18 protein-coding genes are annotated in these 18,511 nt (G+C 43.0%); 17 read left to right on the top strand and 1 reads right to left on the bottom strand.

The window, feature by feature from the left end; translation table 11 throughout:
* Window positions 1–18 precede the first annotated feature (18 nt).
* Genes rsgA through spoVM form a run of 4 tightly spaced genes read left to right on the top strand, consistent with a single transcriptional unit; the run spans window position 19 to window position 2,383 of the window.
* Window positions 19–912 carry a ribosome small subunit-dependent GTPase A gene (gene rsgA / locus AC25Y5_RS05165; RefSeq protein ID WP_488139395.1) on the top strand — a complete coding sequence of 298 codons (894 nt, stop codon included), beginning with the start codon at window positions 19–21 and terminating at the stop codon, window positions 910–912.
* Entirely contained in the window at window positions 905–1,573 is a 669-nt protein-coding gene (gene rpe / locus AC25Y5_RS05160; protein WP_488139394.1) for a ribulose-phosphate 3-epimerase, read from the top strand. The genes rsgA and rpe overlap by 8 nt, the downstream gene beginning before the upstream one ends.
* Entirely contained in the window at window positions 1,570–2,223 is a 654-nt protein-coding gene (locus AC25Y5_RS05155) for a thiamine diphosphokinase (RefSeq protein ID WP_488139393.1), read from the top strand. Before rpe ends, AC25Y5_RS05155 begins: the two co-directional genes overlap by 4 nt.
* Window positions 2,224–2,236: 13 nt before the next feature.
* Complete coding sequence (spoVM, locus tag AC25Y5_RS05150) at window positions 2,237–2,383, top strand: stage V sporulation protein SpoVM (protein WP_488139392.1); 147 nt, start codon at window positions 2,237–2,239, stop codon at window positions 2,381–2,383.
* A 78-nt stretch (window positions 2,384–2,461) separates the two neighbouring features.
* Here spoVM and rpmB read toward each other — a convergent pair whose 3' ends face one another.
* On the bottom strand, window positions 2,462–2,650 hold the full coding sequence (gene rpmB / locus AC25Y5_RS05145) for a 50S ribosomal protein L28 (RefSeq protein WP_482100402.1): 189 nt from the start codon (window positions 2,648–2,650) through the stop codon (window positions 2,462–2,464).
* Between the two features lie 217 nt (window positions 2,651–2,867).
* On the opposite strand from rpmB, the gene AC25Y5_RS05140 reads away from it, so the two are divergent.
* The 13 genes from AC25Y5_RS05140 to ftsY all read left to right on the top strand — a co-directional run bounded on the left by AC25Y5_RS05140 (window position 2,868) and on the right by ftsY (window position 18,478).
* Window positions 2,868–3,230: an Asp23/Gls24 family envelope stress response protein gene (locus tag AC25Y5_RS05140; RefSeq protein ID WP_488139391.1), complete on the top strand. Its 363-nt coding sequence runs from the start codon at window positions 2,868–2,870 to the stop codon at window positions 3,228–3,230.
* A 22-nt stretch (window positions 3,231–3,252) separates the two neighbouring features.
* Window positions 3,253–4,920: a DAK2 domain-containing protein gene (locus AC25Y5_RS05135; protein ID WP_488139390.1), complete on the top strand. Its 1,668-nt coding sequence runs from the start codon at window positions 3,253–3,255 to the stop codon at window positions 4,918–4,920.
* A 138-nt stretch (window positions 4,921–5,058) separates the two neighbouring features.
* Window positions 5,059–5,721 (top strand): L-serine ammonia-lyase, iron-sulfur-dependent subunit beta, encoded by a 663-nt coding sequence (gene sdaAB / locus AC25Y5_RS05130; RefSeq protein WP_482100405.1) that lies wholly within the window; start codon window positions 5,059–5,061, stop codon window positions 5,719–5,721.
* Between the two features lie 27 nt (window positions 5,722–5,748).
* Window positions 5,749–6,657 (top strand): L-serine ammonia-lyase, iron-sulfur-dependent, subunit alpha, encoded by a 909-nt coding sequence (gene sdaAA, locus AC25Y5_RS05125; protein WP_482103930.1) that lies wholly within the window; start codon window positions 5,749–5,751, stop codon window positions 6,655–6,657.
* Window positions 6,644–8,686: an ATP-dependent DNA helicase RecG gene (gene recG / locus AC25Y5_RS05120; protein WP_488139558.1), complete on the top strand. Its 2,043-nt coding sequence runs from the start codon at window positions 6,644–6,646 to the stop codon at window positions 8,684–8,686. The genes sdaAA and recG overlap by 14 nt, the downstream gene beginning before the upstream one ends.
* 424 nt (window positions 8,687–9,110) lie before the next feature.
* Entirely contained in the window at window positions 9,111–9,695 is a 585-nt protein-coding gene (gene fapR, locus AC25Y5_RS05115) for a transcription factor FapR (RefSeq protein ID WP_482100407.1), read from the top strand.
* Complete coding sequence (plsX, locus tag AC25Y5_RS05110; RefSeq protein ID WP_488139389.1) at window positions 9,692–10,684, top strand: phosphate acyltransferase PlsX; 993 nt, start codon at window positions 9,692–9,694, stop codon at window positions 10,682–10,684. Before fapR ends, plsX begins: the two co-directional genes overlap by 4 nt.
* Window positions 10,681–11,625: an ACP S-malonyltransferase gene (fabD, locus tag AC25Y5_RS05105; RefSeq protein WP_488139388.1), complete on the top strand. Its 945-nt coding sequence runs from the start codon at window positions 10,681–10,683 to the stop codon at window positions 11,623–11,625. Before plsX ends, fabD begins: the two co-directional genes overlap by 4 nt.
* Entirely contained in the window at window positions 11,625–12,371 is a 747-nt protein-coding gene (gene fabG, locus AC25Y5_RS05100) for a 3-oxoacyl-[acyl-carrier-protein] reductase (protein ID WP_488139387.1), read from the top strand. The genes fabD and fabG overlap by 1 nt, the downstream gene beginning before the upstream one ends.
* A 382-nt stretch (window positions 12,372–12,753) precedes the next feature.
* Window positions 12,754–12,990, top strand: a complete 237-nt coding sequence (locus tag AC25Y5_RS05095; RefSeq protein WP_482100411.1) for an acyl carrier protein — start codon at window positions 12,754–12,756, stop codon at window positions 12,988–12,990.
* Window positions 12,991–13,134: 144 nt separating this feature from the next.
* Window positions 13,135–13,902: a ribonuclease III gene (gene rnc / locus AC25Y5_RS05090; protein WP_488139386.1), complete on the top strand. Its 768-nt coding sequence runs from the start codon at window positions 13,135–13,137 to the stop codon at window positions 13,900–13,902.
* Between the two features lie 2 nt (window positions 13,903–13,904).
* Window positions 13,905–17,462 (top strand): chromosome segregation protein SMC, encoded by a 3,558-nt coding sequence (gene smc, locus AC25Y5_RS05085; protein ID WP_488139385.1) that lies wholly within the window; start codon window positions 13,905–13,907, stop codon window positions 17,460–17,462.
* Window positions 17,463–17,476: 14 nt separating this feature from the next.
* The gene (gene ftsY, locus AC25Y5_RS05080; RefSeq protein ID WP_488139384.1) at window positions 17,477–18,478 is read left to right on the top strand and encodes a signal recognition particle-docking protein FtsY; all 1,002 of its coding nucleotides are present in this window, start codon (window positions 17,477–17,479) and stop codon (window positions 18,476–18,478) included.
* Window positions 18,479–18,511: the final 33 nt, after the last annotated feature.

The following is an 18,511-nucleotide window of genomic DNA, read 5'->3' as shown; positions in this document are numbered from 1 at the left end:
AATAGAAGGGGTGAAAGAATGCCAGAAGGACAAATCAGAAAAGCAATTAGTGGCTATTACTATGTTGAAAATAACGGAGAAATTATACAATGTAGAGGGCGTGGGGTTTTTAGAAACCGTGGCGTCCATCCGTTAGTCGGAGATTTTGTTACCTATGTGCGGGTTGAAGATAACGATGCGACTGTAACTGAGGTGCATGAACGCTTTAATGAGCTTGTTCGTCCGCCAATTTCGAACGTTCACCAGGCGCTGTTGGTATTCTCAATTGTGGAGCCAGCATTCAGTCTTTATTTACTAGATAGGTTCCTCGTTGTCGTCGAATCATTTGATGTGAAGCCGATTATTTGCTTAACGAAAAAAGATTTAGCGAATGAAGAAGAATTGAGAGTAGTAGCCCAGCATGCTGCTTATTATGAAAAGATTGGCTATGATGTAATCGAGACATTTATCGACGACCCGAAGTTAGTGGACTTGTTGAACCCATACTTGGAGGGGAAAACGACTGTTCTTGCGGGCCAGTCAGGTGTAGGTAAATCAACAATGTTAAACACAATAGTGCCTGAACTCGATTTAAAAACAGGAGTAATCTCCGAAGCACTTGGACGTGGAAAACATACGACACGGCATGTCGAATTGCTTGAGATGTCAGGTGGTCTTGTTGCAGATACACCAGGTTTTAGTTCACTTGAATTCGATCATATTGAAAAAGAGGAACTTTCCCGTTATTTTGTTGACATGGATGAAGTTTCACCAAATTGCAGATTCCGAGGGTGCTTGCATTTGAAAGAGCCTAAGTGTGCAGTAAAAGAAATGGTGGAGACTGAAGAAATTCCACGTCACCGCTACGATCACTACTTGCAGTTCATGCAAGAAATACTTGACCGAAAGCCGAGGTATGAAAAACATGATTAAAATTGCACCTTCAATATTAGCGGCAGATTTTTCAAAGCTTGCTGAGGAAGTAAGAGAAGTGGAAGCAGCAGGAGCTGAACTCATTCATATAGATGTGATGGATGGTCACTTCGTTCCGAATATCACAATGGGAGCAATCGTTGTAGAAGCGCTTAGACCTATAACGAAATTGCCGCTTGACGTTCATTTAATGATTGAAAACCCGAATGCATATATTGAACAATTTGCTAAAGCAGGGGCAGATTACATCACAGTACATGTAGAAGCGTGTCCCCATCTACATCGTACACTCCAACTGATTCGGTCCATGGGTGTGAAATCCGGAGTCGTTTTAAATCCGCACACACCGATTGAAACAATTCTACATGTTCTTGATGAAATCGACATGGTTTTATTCATGACGGTTAATCCGGGATTTGGCGGACAAAAGTTCATTCACTCCGTTATTCCAAAAGTGAAACAGTTGGCGGATATTATTAGTGAAAATAAGCTTCCCATAGAAATAGAAATCGATGGAGGCATTAATGAAGAAACAATTGTTCCTTGCGTGGAAGCTGGGGCTACAATTTTTGTTGCGGGATCAGCCATCTATAATGCGCCAAATCCTACGGAAGCATTACATCGTATCAAAGCAGCAGGTGAAAGAGCACTGAAAAAATGAAATATGCAGTCGTTTGTGCAGGTGGGCCAGATTCTGAGATTGCCGATTTGGAAAGTTTTCGCCATGTAGATACGGTGTTCATCGGTGCGGATAGAGGAGCGCTTCACTTACTAAAAAGTGGAATTACTCCTCTTGAAGCGATCGGTGATTTTGATTCGGTTTCTGAAGTTGAATACGATTTGATAGCTACATCGGTCCAGATAATAGGCCGATTTCGTTCAGAGAAGGATGAGACGGATTTGGAACTCGCAGTGAATCGCGCTCTATCCTATCAACCTGAACATATTGTTTTGACGGGTGTTACAGGTGGAAGGCTGGATCATATGGAATCCGCCCTTCATCTGATGTACCGGCTTCAGATGGCTAATAAGCAAACAACATTTTCAATTCATAATAGGACGAATGAGCTTTCGATACTTATTCCGGGAGAGCATCAAGTGAAGCCAGGTATCCGCTATCCATACATATCCTTTTTTCCATTTGGGGAAACCGTTGAAGGTCTGACGCTTACCGGATTCAAATATGAAACGACTGAAGCTACCCTCGAAACAGGCATGACATTATTCACGAGCAATGAACCAGTTGCAGAAGTCTGTACTATTTCCTTCTACAAAGGCATATGCTTAATGGTAAGGAGTTCAGATTCCTGAAAGGAGTGGGGAATTGCGGGTTTATACTTTTACAATGCCAAAGTTTGTGAGTGGAATAGTGAGGAAGTGCATGGTTGTTTTCCAAAAAGATGAATCACCGAAAGCAACTGCAAGTAGCAACAAGAGTAAGAAAAAGAAAAAAGAAAAAACGCCGGGCTGAAGAAATTCAGCTCGGCGTTTTATTTCTTCTAAACTTTGGTGCTAATTAATATGGCACCGAAGTTAGAATTACAGTCCATTATACACGTTGAACTTTACCTGATTTAAGGGCTCTAGCTGAGACCCATACACGTTTAGGTTTACCGTTAACGAGAATACGGACTTTTTGAAGGTTCGCACCCCATGAACGACGAGTTGAGTTCAATGCGTGGGAGCGTGCATTGCCTGTACGGGCTTTGCGTCCTGTAATAACACATTCTTTAGACATAATAGTACCTCCTTGCGAATGATGATTAGATGACTTACTTCTTTATTCGCATACCATAATAATGTATCATATGAATAGGCACGTTGCAACCCTTTTTTGCGACATCTTTCAAGGTAAATACCTTTACACGTTGAAACTCTTGGATATGCTTTCTTTTATTATAATATCAGGTATAGTACAATGGGATAAGTGAAAAAGGATTCAAGGGGGATTAGACATGTCAATCGAAGTGAAGAACGAATACGGCAAAATTGACATTACAAATGACGTCATTACCCAAGTAGTAGGGGAAGCGGCTATCGAATGTTATGGGATTGTTGGTATGGCTTCAAGGCATCAGATTCGAGATGGCCTTACCGAAATCCTCAGAAAAGAAAACTTTGCGCGTGGGGTCATCGTCCGTAATGTTGGTGAAGATACGCATATTGATATGTATGTAATTGTTGGATACGGTACAAAAATTACAGAAGTTGCATACCAAGTCCAATCAAAAGTAAAGTATACATTGAAAAAGACAGTCGGCTTGACTGTGAAGTCTGTTAATATTTTTGTTCAGGGAGTCCGAGTGACATACCTGTAGGTTGAAGGAGGAAAAAAGTTCTATGAAATCCATAGATGGTTTGAAATTTGCGGAAATGATAAAAATGGGTTCTCATCATCTTTATCAAAATGCCGATTATGTCGATTCACTAAACGTCTTTCCAGTACCTGATGGAGATACCGGTACCAACATGAATTTATCAATGACATCGGGAGCAAAAGAGACGGAAGAAAATGCAGTTGCGCACATTGGTCAAACTTCACAAGCGCTATCAAAAGGATTACTGATGGGAGCCCGTGGTAATTCGGGTGTCATTCTTTCACAGTTATTCAGAGGCTTTGCCAAAGCAATTGAAAATGAAGCCGATGTCGACGGCGCACAATTCGCAGCTGCCTTGAAGTATGGTGTAGAAACAGCTTATAAAGCAGTTATGAAGCCTGTTGAAGGAACAATTTTAACAGTCGCTAAAGATGCTTCAAATGCCGGAGTGGAAAAAGCTACGCATACAAATGACTTCATTGAAGTGATGGAAGCTATAGTAATGGAATCTATTGCTTCACTCGATCGTACACCTGACTTGTTACCTGTTTTGAAAGAAGTTGGCGTTGTAGATAGCGGTGGACAAGGTTTAGTTTATGTATATGAAGGTTTCCTTGCAGTATTGAAAGGTGAAGCGCTCCCTGAAAGAACAATTGTCGAATCGATGGATCAGTTGGTTAGTGCAGAACATCATCAAAGCGTACAAGGTTTCATGAATACGGAAGACATTGAATTTGGATATTGCACGGAATTTATGGTGAAGTTTGAAGACGATAAATTGCAAACAAATCCATATGATGAATCAGACTTCCGAAATGAATTAAGCCAATTTGGTGACTCACTCTTAGTTATCTCCGATGAGGAAGTTGCAAAAGTACATATTCATACTGAAGAACCTGGTGATGCACTGAGTTATGGACAAAAGTTTGGCTCTCTCATCAACATCAAGATTGAAAATATGCGCCAGCAACATCTTGAAATTGTGGGAGTAAATCATACAGCGCAAAATATGATAAAAGAAGTGACTGTAAAACATCCTTATGCGGTCGTTACAGTTGCAATGGGAGCAGGGATTTCTGAATTATTTAAAAGTTTAGGTGCTTCCGTGGTGATTGAGGGTGGGCAGACGATGAATCCATCTACCGAGGATATCGTAAAGGCGATTCGTGAAGTGGGTGCTGAAAAGGTCATTATCTTACCGAATAATAAAAATATCATTATGGCAGCTGAACAAGCAGCCGAACTCGCTGGTATAGAAGCTGCCGTTGTTTCTACAAAAACGGTGCCAGAAGGACTTGCAGCCATTCTAGCATTTAATCCGGAAGCGGAAGTAAGTGTTAATGCTACCCTGATGTTGGAAGCAGCATCATCTGTAAAAACGGGACAAGTGACATATGCGGTGAGAGATACGTCAATCGATGGCATTGAAATTACAAAAGATGACTTTATGGGAATCTCAGGAAGTAAAATCATTACATCGGAACCTTCTCTAGAGAATGTTATAAAAACGCTACTAAAAACGCTTATCGATGAAGACGATGAAATCGTTACAATTATTTATGGTGAAGATGTCAGTAAGGAAGAAGCAACTGCTATAGCAAGTTTTGCAGAGGATAACTTTGGCCATACAGAAGTTGAACTTTTCAATGGGAAACAGGCTTTATATCCATATATCATCTCTGTTGAATAACCAAGTAAAAAGCAGTGCGCCTGCAAGTGCCGCACTGCTTTTTTTGTGGATGTAATGCGAACAACATTTTTTGTCTTTTAAAGATTTATCGTGTAAAATGAATAATAGTATGTTCTTGACTATAAGGAGGTTTCATTTATGAAATTTAGATCAGTTTTTGATATTATAGGACCAGTAATGATTGGACCATCATCTTCACATACTGCAGGTGCTGCAAGAATCGGTCGGGTTGCAAGAACTCTTTTTGGCAGACAACCGCAATGGGCTAAAGTCCACTTATACGGATCGTTTGCAGAAACGTATAAAGGGCACGGGACTGATATAGCGATTATTGGTGGATTATTAGATTATGATACTTTCGATGAACGTATAAAATCAGCATTTGCTGATGCAGAAAAACTGGGATTGACATATGAATTTATTCCAGAAGAGGAAGAGGCAGTACACCCGAACACAGCCCGTTTAATTATTGGGGATAGTGAAGGTACGATGGAACTGACTGGGATATCCATAGGAGGCGGCACCATGGAAGTCGTTGAGCTTAACGGTTTCCCACTTAGATTATCTGGTCATTATCCAGCGCTACTAATCGTTCATAATGACCGATCAGGTGTTATTGCGAGCGTTTCCAATGCAATTGCTAATTTGAATATTAATATTGCACATATGGAAGTGGACAGGAAAGAAAAAGGTGAAATGGCACTTATGGTTATTGAAGTCGACCAAATGATAAATGCTGAACTGATTAATGAATTGGAATTACTACCCAACGTAACGCAAGTATCAACGTTGGCAAACTAATAACAGTAAACGAGGAGGAACACATAGATGGATATTTTATTCAGTAATGTCAAAGAGCTCGTTGCACTTGCCGAGTCACAAAATAAGCCTATTTCAGAAATTATGATTGAGCAGGAAGTACTAATGACAAAGCGCTCTAGAGAAGAAATCATCGCCCAGATGGATAACAACCTGACTGTGATGGAAAAAGCTGTAGAAAGAGGTCTGGAAGGTGTTCATTCGGCTTCTGGGCTGACTGGCGGCGATGCGGTCCTTATTCAAAAATACATGGCGACTGGGAAATCACTAACCGGAGACCTCGTAATGGATGCTGTTAGTAAAGCGGTAGCTACAAATGAAGTGAACGCAGCTATGGGTACAATCTGTGCGACACCTACTGCAGGCGCAGCAGGAATCGTTCCAGGAACATTGTTCGCGGTGAAAAACAAGTTGAACCCTACACGGGAACAAATGATTAATTATCTATTTACGTCGGGTGCTTTCGGATTTGTCGTCGCAAATAATGCATCGATATCGGGTGCTGCAGGTGGTTGTCAAGCTGAAACGGGTTCTGCTGGTTCAATGGCAGCAGCTGCAATCGTCGAAATGGCGGGCGGAACTCCTCAACAAAGTGCAGAGGCATTTTCAATCGTCATGAAAAACATGCTAGGTTTAGTTTGTGATCCAGTTGCTGGACTTGTTGAAGTACCATGTGTGAAACGTAATGCAATGGGTGCAGCTAAAGCACTTGTTGGCGCGGATATGGCACTAGCGGGTGTGGTAAGCCGTATTCCGACTGATGAAGTGATTGAAGCGATGCACAAAATAGGTAAATCGATGCCTTCAGCACTTCGAGAAACAGGAAAAGGTGGACTGGCCGCTACGCCGACTGGAAAAGCACTGGAAGCGAAAATTTTTGGTAATGAACAGGCCGATCGTGACACTGTCAAATCATAATTCTGTCACGACGATAAAAGGGGTGGGGAAAGCAGCCCGTGAACAGCTTGAAGCGCTTGGGATTTCCACGCTCCAAGACCTTTTCATGACATTCCCGTATCGCCATGAAGACTTCCAGTTGAAAGATTTGACCGAAACTCCGCATAATGAGCGGGTTACTATTGAAGGTCGAGTCGAAAGTGAACCTTCTGTACTTTTTTTAGGTAAAAATAGATCCCGTCTACAAGTCCGCCTTCTTGCCGGAAGGCATCTTGTGAAGGCGGTTTTTTTTAATCAGCACTATTTAAAAGATCGTTTGGCACCTGGAATGATTGTTACGGTTACCGGGAAATGGGATCGTGGCAGACAAATGATTAATGTGAGTAATTTCAAAGATGGTCCCAAAACGGAACAAGCTGACTTTGAGCCTGTATATAGCTTAAAAGGTGTTATGCATCAGAAGACGTTTCGACGTATCATGCGTAGTGCAATGGATGCAGCTTCAGGCTTTCATACGGAAACACTACCCGCTGATATTCGTGAACTTTATCGCTTACCAGGAATCGAGAAGGCTCTTGAGATGATTCATTTCCCAAAAAGCACTGCAGAGGTAAAACATGCAAGAAGACGTTTCGTTTACGAGGAATTACTGATGTTCCAGCTGAAAATGCTAGGCATGAAAAAAGCTCGGAAAGAAGCAGAGAAGGGTCAAATCATCAATTACGATTTAAAGAAAGTTAAGACCTTTATTGCGGCGTTACCTTTTGAATTGACAGGAGCCCAAAAGAGAGTTGTCAATGAGTTATGCATAGAACTGAAAAGCCCAACTCGGATGAACCGTCTACTTCAAGGAGATGTCGGTTCCGGAAAGACAGTTGTAGCGGCAATCGCTTTGTATGCTGCCATTACCGCCGGGTTTCAAGGCGCACTAATGGCTCCGACAGAAATCCTGGCAGAGCAACATGCCACGACGCTAGCTGGATGGCTTGAACCACACGGAGTCATTGTGGCATTCCTTGCAGGTTCAACGAAAGCGAAAGCGCGTAAAAATTTGCTTGAAAAACTCGAGTCGGGTGAAGTGAATCTACTAATCGGTACGCATGCACTGATTCAACCTGATGTAGTTTTTAAAAATCCAGGCTTGGTCATTACGGATGAACAGCATCGTTTTGGTGTTGAACAGCGGCGTGTTTTACGGGATAAGGGACTGAATCCAGATGTTTTGTTCATGACGGCAACCCCAATTCCGCGGACACTTGCCATAACTGCATTTGGTGAAATGGATGTCTCAATTTTAGATGAATTACCAGCAGGCAGGAAAGAAATTGAAACACATTGGCTAAAAGAAGACTCCTTGCAACCTGTTTTACGGAAAATGGAAAAAGAGCTGAATGCCGGATATCAGGCCTATGTCATTTGTCCGCTTATCGAAGAATCCGATAAGTTGGATGTTCAGAATGCAGTGGATGTCCATAGTCAATTATCTACATATTTCAGCGGTAAATACACAGTCGGTCTCATGCACGGTCGCCTCCATTCTGATGATAAAGATGCCATTATGAGAGATTTCAGTGATGGCAAAATCAATGTACTTGTCTCTACAACTGTAGTTGAGGTAGGTGTCAACGTGCCGAATGCTACTTTCATGCTCATTTACGACGCGACGCGGTTCGGACTTGCTCAGCTGCATCAGTTGAGGGGAAGAGTAGGGCGCGGGGCTGAACAATCTTATTGTGTTCTGCTAGCTGATCCGAAGTCGGAAGAAGGAAAAGAACGGATGCAGACGATGACGGAAACGAATGATGGATTTGTCTTAGCGGAAAAAGATCTTGAACTAAGAGGTGCGGGCGATTTTTTCGGGAAAAAGCAAAGTGGTATACCCGAGTTCAAGGTGGCTGATCCTGTACATGATTACAGGGCGCTTGAAACGGCAAGAAAAGATGCCGAGAGACTTTTGGAGTCACGTCATTTCTGGGAAAACCCCGAATACAGCTCCCTCCGATTAGACTTGGAACAGTCGGGTGCTCTCAGTGGCGATAGAATTGATTGAGGTCTAACTCCAGCATGGAGGGATTGAACTACATCCCTCTTACTTGTCGCATCTAAACGGTCGTCTCCGCATTTCAATGGTGTCCAGCTTCAGGCGTCAGCCCTTCGAGTCGCTTCAGGCTGCAGGATAAAAGGCAACGAGCGCCATTCTCTTCAAGACCTCCAGCAGGGAGGGATTGAACTACATCCCTCCTACCTGTCGCATCTAAACGGCCACTTTCGCATTTCAATGCTGTCTAGCTACAGCGGCCAGATGCTCGGGTCATAAGTCGGCTCGGCTGCGCGGCAAAGTACGCGCCGCTTCGCCAATCCGTCTTATGCCTGCCGCATCTAAACGGCCACTTTCGCATTTCTATACTTGCTTTCTTTTTTTTATTTTTATATACTGCTATTAGTACCAAGTGCTAATCCGGAAGGTGAAACGATTGAGAGTGCCTAAAAGGGAAAGGCAGCGACTGCTTGGAAGGTTGCTTGATGAAAATCCGTTTCTGACAGATGAAGAACTGTCAGAACATTTTACTGTTAGCGTCCAAACAATCCGGTTGGACAGGCTTGAGAACGGAATTCCAGAGCTACGGGAGCGTTTGAAAACTGTGGCGTCTCGAACGATGAAAGAGGAAGTGAAGTCTCTTCATTCCGATGAAGTATTTGGAGATATCATTGATATGGAGCTCGATAAGAGGGCATTGTCGATATTCGATGTGACTGAAGATCATGTCTTTCAGCGCAACGGTATTGCGCGAGGGCATCACCTCTTCGCTCAAGCAAACTCACTTGCTGTTGCTGTTATGAATGATGATCTTGCTTTGACTGTGAAGTCGACCATTGACTTTCTGAAGCCGGTAAGAGCCGGTGATAGAGTAGTTGCACGTGCAGAAGTGAAAAAAGAAAGTCTTGGAGAGAAGCGGACATTAGTCGTGGTTGCATCGACGGTCAATGACGAAACGGTATTCACTGGCGAATTTCACATGTACCGGACGACTGATAGGAAGCAGGGGGAATTAAAATGATCATAGCTGTAGATGGAATGGGTGGAGATCATGCGCCAGGCGAAATTATTGCCGGGGCACTCGAAAGTCTAACTGAATTTGATGATATAAACATACATATTTATGGTGATGAACAGGCGATGGCGCCTTTCCTGAAGGAACACGCCCGTCTAAAAGTCATTCACTGTACAGAAAAAGTGGAAGCAGACGATGAGCCGGTTCGTGCCATTCGCCGGAAAAAAGATGCATCAATGGTGAGGATGGCTCAAGCTGTCAAAGACGGCGAAGCTTCAGCTTGCGTTTCAGCAGGAAATACAGGTGCCTTAATGGCGGCAGGATTATTCATCGTAGGCAGGATTGATGGTATTGAGCGACCTGCTTTAGCGCCGACACTACCTACTATTGATGGAAAAGGATTCGTCATGCTGGACCTTGGCGCAAATGCGGACGCGAAACCATCTCATCTAGAACAATATGCAGTGATGGGAAGCATATACGCTGAAAAGGTACGTGGTCTCGAAAATCCACGTGTTGGATTATTAAATATCGGAACGGAAGAAGGAAAAGGGAATGAATTGACGAAGGCGGCTTTTGACTTGCTTTCGAAAGCGCCAATCAACTTCATCGGAAACGTCGAGTCTCGCGATTTATTAACGGGCGTGGCAGACGTTGTTATTACAGATGGTTTCACAGGTAATATGGTTCTTAAGACAATAGAAGGGACTGCATCCGCATTCTTCTCCATGTTGAAAGGCGTTTTTAACGCCTCTTTGAAATCAAAACTATCTGCTGGACTAGTAAAAGATGATTTACGCGGATTGAAAAGTAAAATGGATTATACCGAATACGGTGGAGCAGGCCTTTTTGGCTTGAATTCTCCCGTCATAAAAGCACATGGTTCGTCTAATGCGAACGCCATATTAAATGCAATTCGCCAAGCGAGGACGATGGTGCAGTATGACGTTTGCGGAACAATACGTAAAACGATTGGAGAGGTGGAAAAGCAATGACGAAAGTAGCATTCATTTTTCCTGGACAAGGTTCACAATCGGTTGGTATGGGAAAAGAACTCGTGGAAACCGCTGAAGAAAGCAAACTATTTCTAGATAATGCAGACCGTGTGCTTGATTTTCAACTAAGTAAGTTTATTCTAGAAGGACCTCAAGATGAACTAACGTTGACTTACAATGCGCAGCCGGCACTTCTAACGGTTGGCTCTATGATTGCGGCGCGTCTAGTCGAAGAAGGTGTTTTGCCGGACTATACGGCGGGTCACAGCCTTGGGGAGTACACAGCACTTGTGGCTTCAGGCGTAATGTCTTTTGAAGATGGCGTGTCAATTGTGCATAAGCGCGGATTATATATGAATGAAGCCGTTCCGGCAGGTGAAGGTGCTATGGCGGCAATTCTCGGTCTTGATGGTCAGAAATTGAAGGAAGTCACAGATGCCATTACAGCAGATGGATTTGCCGTTCAGCCGGCTAACTTGAATTGCCCAGGCCAAATTGTTATTTCAGGAACGAAAACTGGCGTCGAGAAAGCATGTGTACAATTGAAGGAAGCGGGAGCAAAAAGAGCAATTCCACTGGATGTGAGTGGCCCATTTCATTCATCACTCATGAAACCTGCGGCGGAAAAATTGCGTGCAACGCTTGATGGTGTTGAGATGCAAGATGCGACCATTCCAGTCATTGCGAATGTCAACGCTTCTGTTGTTAACAAACAGGATGAGATAAAAGACCTACTTGTCAAACAACTGTATTCGCCGGTCCTTTGGGAAGATTCTGTACGTACAATGCTAGACCTTGGTGTTACACACTTTATAGAGTGTGGTCCGGGTAAGGTGTTGAGTGGACTCGTGAGAAAAATCGATCGGAGCGCCACGGTATTACCAGTCTATGATGAAGAAACGTTACAATCTGTAATTGAAGCTTCGAAAGGGTGGTCGTAATGGGGAGATTTGAAGGTAAATCGGCAATTGTCACAGGGGCGTCACGTGGTATTGGTCGTGAAATTGCATTGCTTCTAGGCAAAGAAGGTGCTCGTGTTGTTGTAAACTACAGCGGCAGTAAAGACAAGGCAGATGAAGTTGTTAAATTGATCACTGATTTCGGAGGAGAAGCATTTGCTGTCCAAGCGGATGTCTCTGATGCGGACAGTGTTAAAAATATGGTTGATAAAACAGTAGATACTTTTGGTCGAATTGATATCCTGGTTAATAATGCAGGAATAACTAGAGACAATTTGCTCATGCGCATGAAGGAAGACGAGTGGGATGAAGTTATCAACATTAACTTAAAAGGTGTCTTCCTTTGTACGAAAGGTGTCACGCGTCAGATGATGAGGCAACGCGAGGGAAGAATCGTCAATGTTGCATCGATTGTAGGCGTTTCTGGAAATCCCGGACAAGCAAACTATGTCGCTGCAAAAGCTGGTGTCATTGGTTTTACAAAGACTGCTGCTAAGGAACTCGCTTCGCGCAATATCAATGTCAATGCTGTCGCACCGGGTTTCATTACAACCGACATGACAGATGCACTAAGCGAAGAAGTGAAAAACCAAATGATATCGGTTATCCCTCTTGCTAAGCTTGGCAAACCGGAAGATGTAGCACGCACTGTTCTCTTCCTATTATCGGAAGATGCTGCTTATATTACCGGCCAGACGATTCATGTCGATGGCGGTATGGTAATGTAATAAAGGTAAATCGAACATCCAGCCACAAATTTCTTTGTTGGCGAGTTCCAGCGCCTAGAGGCTCGGGATATAAATCGGTCAAGCTAGGAAGGATTGAATTGCATCCTTCCCGAGCAAAGAACGCTGCTCGGGCCTGCAGGATGCAGGTCATGCAGTCGTTGCGACACGACGTCGCGCAGTTAGACTACCTTCCTATATCCGTCTTATGCCTGTCGCCTCTGACCAGGCGCTTCCACTTTTCTTGATTGTCCAGTTCCAGGCGTCAGATGCTCGGTCATAAGCTGGCTCGTCCGTGCGGCAAAGTACGCCGTTCGGACAATCCATCTTACGTCTGCCGCATCTAAACGACGCCTTCCACATTTCTTGAGAGGAGGTGACAAATTTGTCAACAGTACTTGAACGTGTAACAAAAGTGATTGTCGACCGCCTTGGCGTCGATGAAAGTGAAATTAAAATGGAAGCTTCTTTCCGTGATGATCTCGGCGCAGATTCATTGGACGTCGTAGAACTAGTAATGGAATTAGAAGATGAATTCGAAATGGAAATTTCGGATGATGAAGCTGAAAAGATTGCAACTGTCGGTGACGCAGTTTCGCATATCGAAAAGAAAGTTAACTAATGTACATTCCGGTTGAGACACTTCCGTCCTCTCTATAAAAGAGGATGGCAAGCGTCTCTTTTCGGTTTTCCCATATTTTTTTTGCACTGTAGCCTTGAAAAGGGTAAAATTATATGCACTATGCACTGAAAGGTAGAATCGATAATGACTAATACAAACAATTACAGAGGCAAAAATACAAATGCATCCCTACCGGCTGCAGTTCGAATCAAGTTTGATGAATTGCAAAAAGAATTAAACATCTACTTTAAGAATAATCTATTACTTTACAACGCATTTACACATTCATCTTATGTGAATGAGCATCGGAGAAAAAACTTCACGGATAACGAAAGACTTGAGTTTTTGGGAGATGCAGTGCTTGAATTGGGTGTTTCCCGATTCCTTTATTCGACTGAGCCTAATATGAGCGAAGGAGAACTTACGAAACTGAGAGCAGCTATTGTTTGTGAACCTTCACTTGTGAAGTTTTCAAATGAACTTGGGTTTGGACGTTACATCCTCCTTGGAAAAGGCGAGGAGCAGACAGGGGGTAGAATGCGCCCTGCACTACTCGCTGACGTGTTTGAGGCATATATTGGAGCATTGTATATAGATCAAGGAATGGAAGCAGTTATACCTTTCCTTGAAAAAGTCGTTTTCCCAAAAATCAGTATCGGTGCTTTTTCGCATGTGATGGATTATAAGAGCCGTTTGCAGGAAATTGTACAGCAAACGAATAGCGGTCAACTTCAGTATGAAATCATTGAAGAAAAAGGCCCGGCACATGCAAAAAACTTTGTGACTGTCGTCAAATTAGGCGATTTGCAACTTGGGACAGGCCTTGGCAAATCAAAAAAAGAGGCCGAGCAGGAAGCAGCCCGTCAGGCAATTCAAGATTTGAAGAGTCGGCAGGCTGAAGGAGAGATTTAATCGTGTTTCTGAAAAGACTTGAAATTATAGGATTTAAATCGTTTGCGGAACGGATTGCAATCGACTTTGTCCCAGGAGTTACAGCGGTAGTTGGTCCAAATGGAAGTGGAAAAAGTAATATTACGGATGCCATTCGCTGGGTCCTTGGCGAACAATCTGCGAAATCTCTACGGGGATCGAAGATGGAGGATGTCATCTTTGCAGGGAGTGATTCAAGAAAATCACTTAACTTTGCAGAGGTGACACTCATACTAGATAATAGTAAAGGCCTCTTTCCACTTGATTATACGGAAATCAGTGTCAGCAGACGTGTTTTTCGTTCAGGAGACAGCGCATATCTATTAAACGGACAGCAATGCCGGCTAAAGGATATCAATGATGTATTTATGGATTCTGGACTTGGAAAAGAAGCGTTCTCAATTATTTCACAAGGTCGTGTAGATGAAATTCTAAATAGCCGACCTGAAGACAGGCGAAGTATTTTTGATGAAGCCGCTGGCGTTCTGAAATATAGGACGAGGAAAAAGAAGGCAGAACAAAAACTATTTGAAACAGAAGATAATCTGGACAGGGTTCTTGACATTTTGAAAGAACTCGATTCCAGAATGGAGCCTCTACGGATAAATGCAGAAGCGGCAAAAAGACATAAAGTCCTATCAGAAGAGATGCGTGAAGCCGACGTATCTTTATTGACTTTCGATGCGGGAAATCTTTACAGTGCTATTCGTGAAAAAACAGAAGAAGCTGTGCGCATTCAGAAAAAGAAAGAGTTGCTAGAAGCAGACTCTGAAAAAACTGAAAAAGCATCTGAATTAGCGAAAATAGAACTTGGGGTCATGGATGACCAATTAGATACTTTACAAAAAAAACTTGTAGTAACGAGTGCAGAGTCAGAGAAATGGGAAGGTAGACGGCTGTTATCACTTGAAAAACGCCGCAATGCAGACCAGCAGATTGAAAGAACCCGATTTGAATTGGCTGCTACGGAAAAAGAAGTGATAGCCCTTTCAGTAAAACTTAAAACAGCCCGTGAAAAACTGAAACACACAGAAATAGAATACGCAAAAACAAATGTTGAGATGGATGGGATTTCCCAAATTCTCAAACGTTCAGTCAAAGAGACTGAAAAAGAAATCGATGAGTTGAAATCAGCTTATATCGATAGGTTAAACGAGGAAGCCACCATTCGCAACGATTTGAAGCATGCGGAGGAACGTCTCGTAGGTGAAAAAACATCTTCTGAAAAGATTATCCAACAGACATCAGTGCTGAAAGAACGTATTAAAAACCTTACCGAAGAAAGGTCTGTAAAATCGGACAAGTTGTCCATGTTAAAACAGAAAATGGACAAAGTGAATACGGCTCTTCACGCAATGACAAAAGCTTTGCGGAAGACCGAAGGGGAACTAAGTTCACAGCAGGAACTGATGCAAAATGCACTTAACAGACAGCACGAGATGCATGGCAGGGTGCGTGCACTTGAAAGTATGGAAGCGGACTTTTCTGGATTTTATTCGGGCGTAAAAGAAATCCTTGTTGCGAAAAAATCCGGTAAATTGACAGGGATAGACGGTGCAGTCGCAGAAATAATATCTGTAGAAAAAGAGTATATTAAAGCAGTGGAAACCGCGCTTGGTGGCGCAATGCAACATATTGTGACATCGACTGAATCCGAGGCAAGAAAGGCAATTGCTTATTTAAAAGCGAAGAATGCGGGAAGGGCGACTTTTCTTCCAAAAGACGTGATGAAATCCAGGAAGCTCCAATCAGCTGCACTGGCCTCAGTTGAACAGCATCCAGAATACATAGGGACTGCAGATCGACTCGTGCAAAGTGATGCTAAGTACTTAATCATCAAGGAAAACTTGCTTGGTAATACAATTGTTGCGAAAACGCTTGCGGGGGCTTCAGCTATTGCGAAAGCACTAGGCTATCGCTTCCGTGTAGTGACGCTCGACGGAGATATCGTAAATGCAGGAGGTTCGCTTACTGGTGGTGGTGCCAAGGGGCAGGCTTCCGTTTTTACAAGAAAAGCGGAACTTGAAACCTTGCAGAAACAACTAAATCAGATGGCCGAATCAATCGGATCCGCTACAAAGAAAATCGGCGACACGAAAATGGAAGTTGCGAGGAAACTGCACGAAGTGGATGATTATCGTAAGAAAACTGCTAGTCTACAAGCTGAAATTGTGGCTATGGAATCGAGTATTCGAGAGACCGGTATTGCAATCCATTCTGCTGAAGCAGAATTTACTATGACCGACATGGGGAGACAGGGTGCAGAAAGTACGGGTTCGGCACTGTTGGAAAAGAAAGCAGAATTAGAAAAAAAACATACACACGTGAAAAAAGAGTTAACTTCAATTCAAATGCAGGTGCAAACGCTTGAACGACTTGCTTCTGACCGTAGAAATGAAGAAGCGACCTTGACAGTCCGTTATAACTCACTTCGGGAGCAAGTAGCGGTTTTACGTGAACAGAAGACGTATCAGCTAACATCTATACAAGAAACGGTGCTCGCATCCGAACAGGCTGAACAGAAACTGTCTCTCTTGCAAGATGAAATGCAGTATTACACTGGAAGCGACAGTGGTGGTGAATTAACCGCTGAACAAATTGCGTTGGAGATTAATAGAACGACTGCTGAAAAAAACACAATTGAAAAAGCAGTTTTTGCAGGCAGAAAAAAACGTGCAAAACTTGCTGATTTGCTCGAGGAAAAAAGTATATTACTCCGAAAACTTCGAGCCAAAGCCGGAGACGTTATCTCCACATTGAATTCAGTTTCTGTTTCGTTATCCCGCGTGGAAGTGAAATACGACGCGGTCACTCAGCGTTTGTTAGATGAATATGGTTTATATCCTAACATGGATTTAGCAGTCGACTTTGATGAATTACAAACTAGGGCTAACGTTGAATCTTTAAAACAAGAATTGTCCTTACTAGGTACCGTTAATCCAGGAGCCATCTTAGAATTTGAAGAAGTATCGGGACGTCATATCTTCTTAAACGAACAACGCAATGATCTACTTGAAGCGAAAACGACTCTTCACGAAGCGATGTCTGAAATGGATGCAGAAATGACGACGCGGTTCTCAATGACATTCAATGCAGTACAGAACCGATTCAGACATGTGTTCAAGGAAATGTTTGGCGGCGGGGACGCTGATTTACATCTTACTCAACCTGATAATTTACTGGAAACAGGTGTGGAAATTGTAGCCAGGCCGCCAGGGAAGAAGTTGCAAAATCTAAGTCTGTTATCGGGTGGCGAACGAGCGTTAACAGCGATTGCATTGTTATTTTCAATCATTGAAGTACGACCAGTGCCATTTTGTATTCTCGATGAAGTCGAAGCGGCACTCGACGAAGCGAATGTCTTACGCTACAGTAAATACTTGAAGAAGTTTTCTGAGAAGACACAATTCATCGTAATTACACATCGGAAAGGAACGATGGAAGGTGCCGATGTGCTTTACGGTATTACAATGCAAGAATCAGGAGTATCCAAAGTCATTTCGGTCAAACTTTCCGATGTGCCTGCAGAAGCGATAATGTAAAGGAGAGGCTATAGTTGTCTTTTATAAAAAAAATTAAAGAAAAGATTACAGGTGCGAACGAATCAGTAACAGAAAAGTTTAAGGATGGATTATCTAAAACGCGTAATCAGTTTACATCTAAAGTAAATGACTTAGTTGCCCGATTCCGGGTGGTTGATGAAGAGTTCTTTGAAGAATTGGAAGAGTTGCTATTACAGGCTGACGTTGGATATGAAACTGTTATGGAACTAATTGATTTACTAAGAGTGGAAGTAAAACGTAAGAATATTAAAGATACTGCGGGAATTCAATCGGTTATTTCTGAAAAACTCGTTGAGATTTATCAAGCCGGCGAAGAACTCGACAATCGCTTGAATATACAGGAAGAAGGCTTGACTGTTGTGTTATTAGTAGGTGTCAATGGGGTCGGAAAAACGACCACAATCGGCAAGTTGGCGGCACGTCTAATGGCGGAAGGAAAGACTGTCATGCTTGCTGCTGGTGACACTTTCCGTGCAGGTGCAATCGATCAGCTAGTTGTCTGGGGAGAACGTGCTGGGGTTGAAGTGATTCGCCAATCAGAAGGATCTGACCCAGCTGCAGTCATGTACGACGCTATCCGAGCTGCTAAAAATCGTAAAGTCGATGTCCTTATCTGTGATACTGCTGGTAGACTTCAAAACAAAGTCAATTTGATGAATGAACTTCAGAAAGTACACCGCGTCATTAGCAAAGAGGTTGAAGGGGCTCCACACGAAGTACTGTTGGCTCTGGATGCGACTACAGGGCAAAATGCATTAATACAAGCCGAGACATTCAAGGAAGCGACAGACGTTACTGGAATTGTCTTGACGAAGCTAGATGGTACTGCAAAAGGCGGTATTGTCCTTGCTATTCGAAAGAAATTGAATATCCCAGTTAAATTTGTCGGTCTAGGCGAAGGTGTGGATGATTTACAACCCTTTGATCCGGAAAAGTATGTGTATGGTCTTTTTGCTGACGGCCTTGAACAAGAGGATACTGCAACAGACAAGTAAAATAGCTTGACAGTACTCTGCCATCATATTATG

The organism is Sporosarcina sp. Y1011, assembly GCF_057669885.1.
The sequence above is the reverse complement of the archived record's forward strand: the minus strand, read 5'-3'. Positions and strand labels throughout refer to the sequence as shown.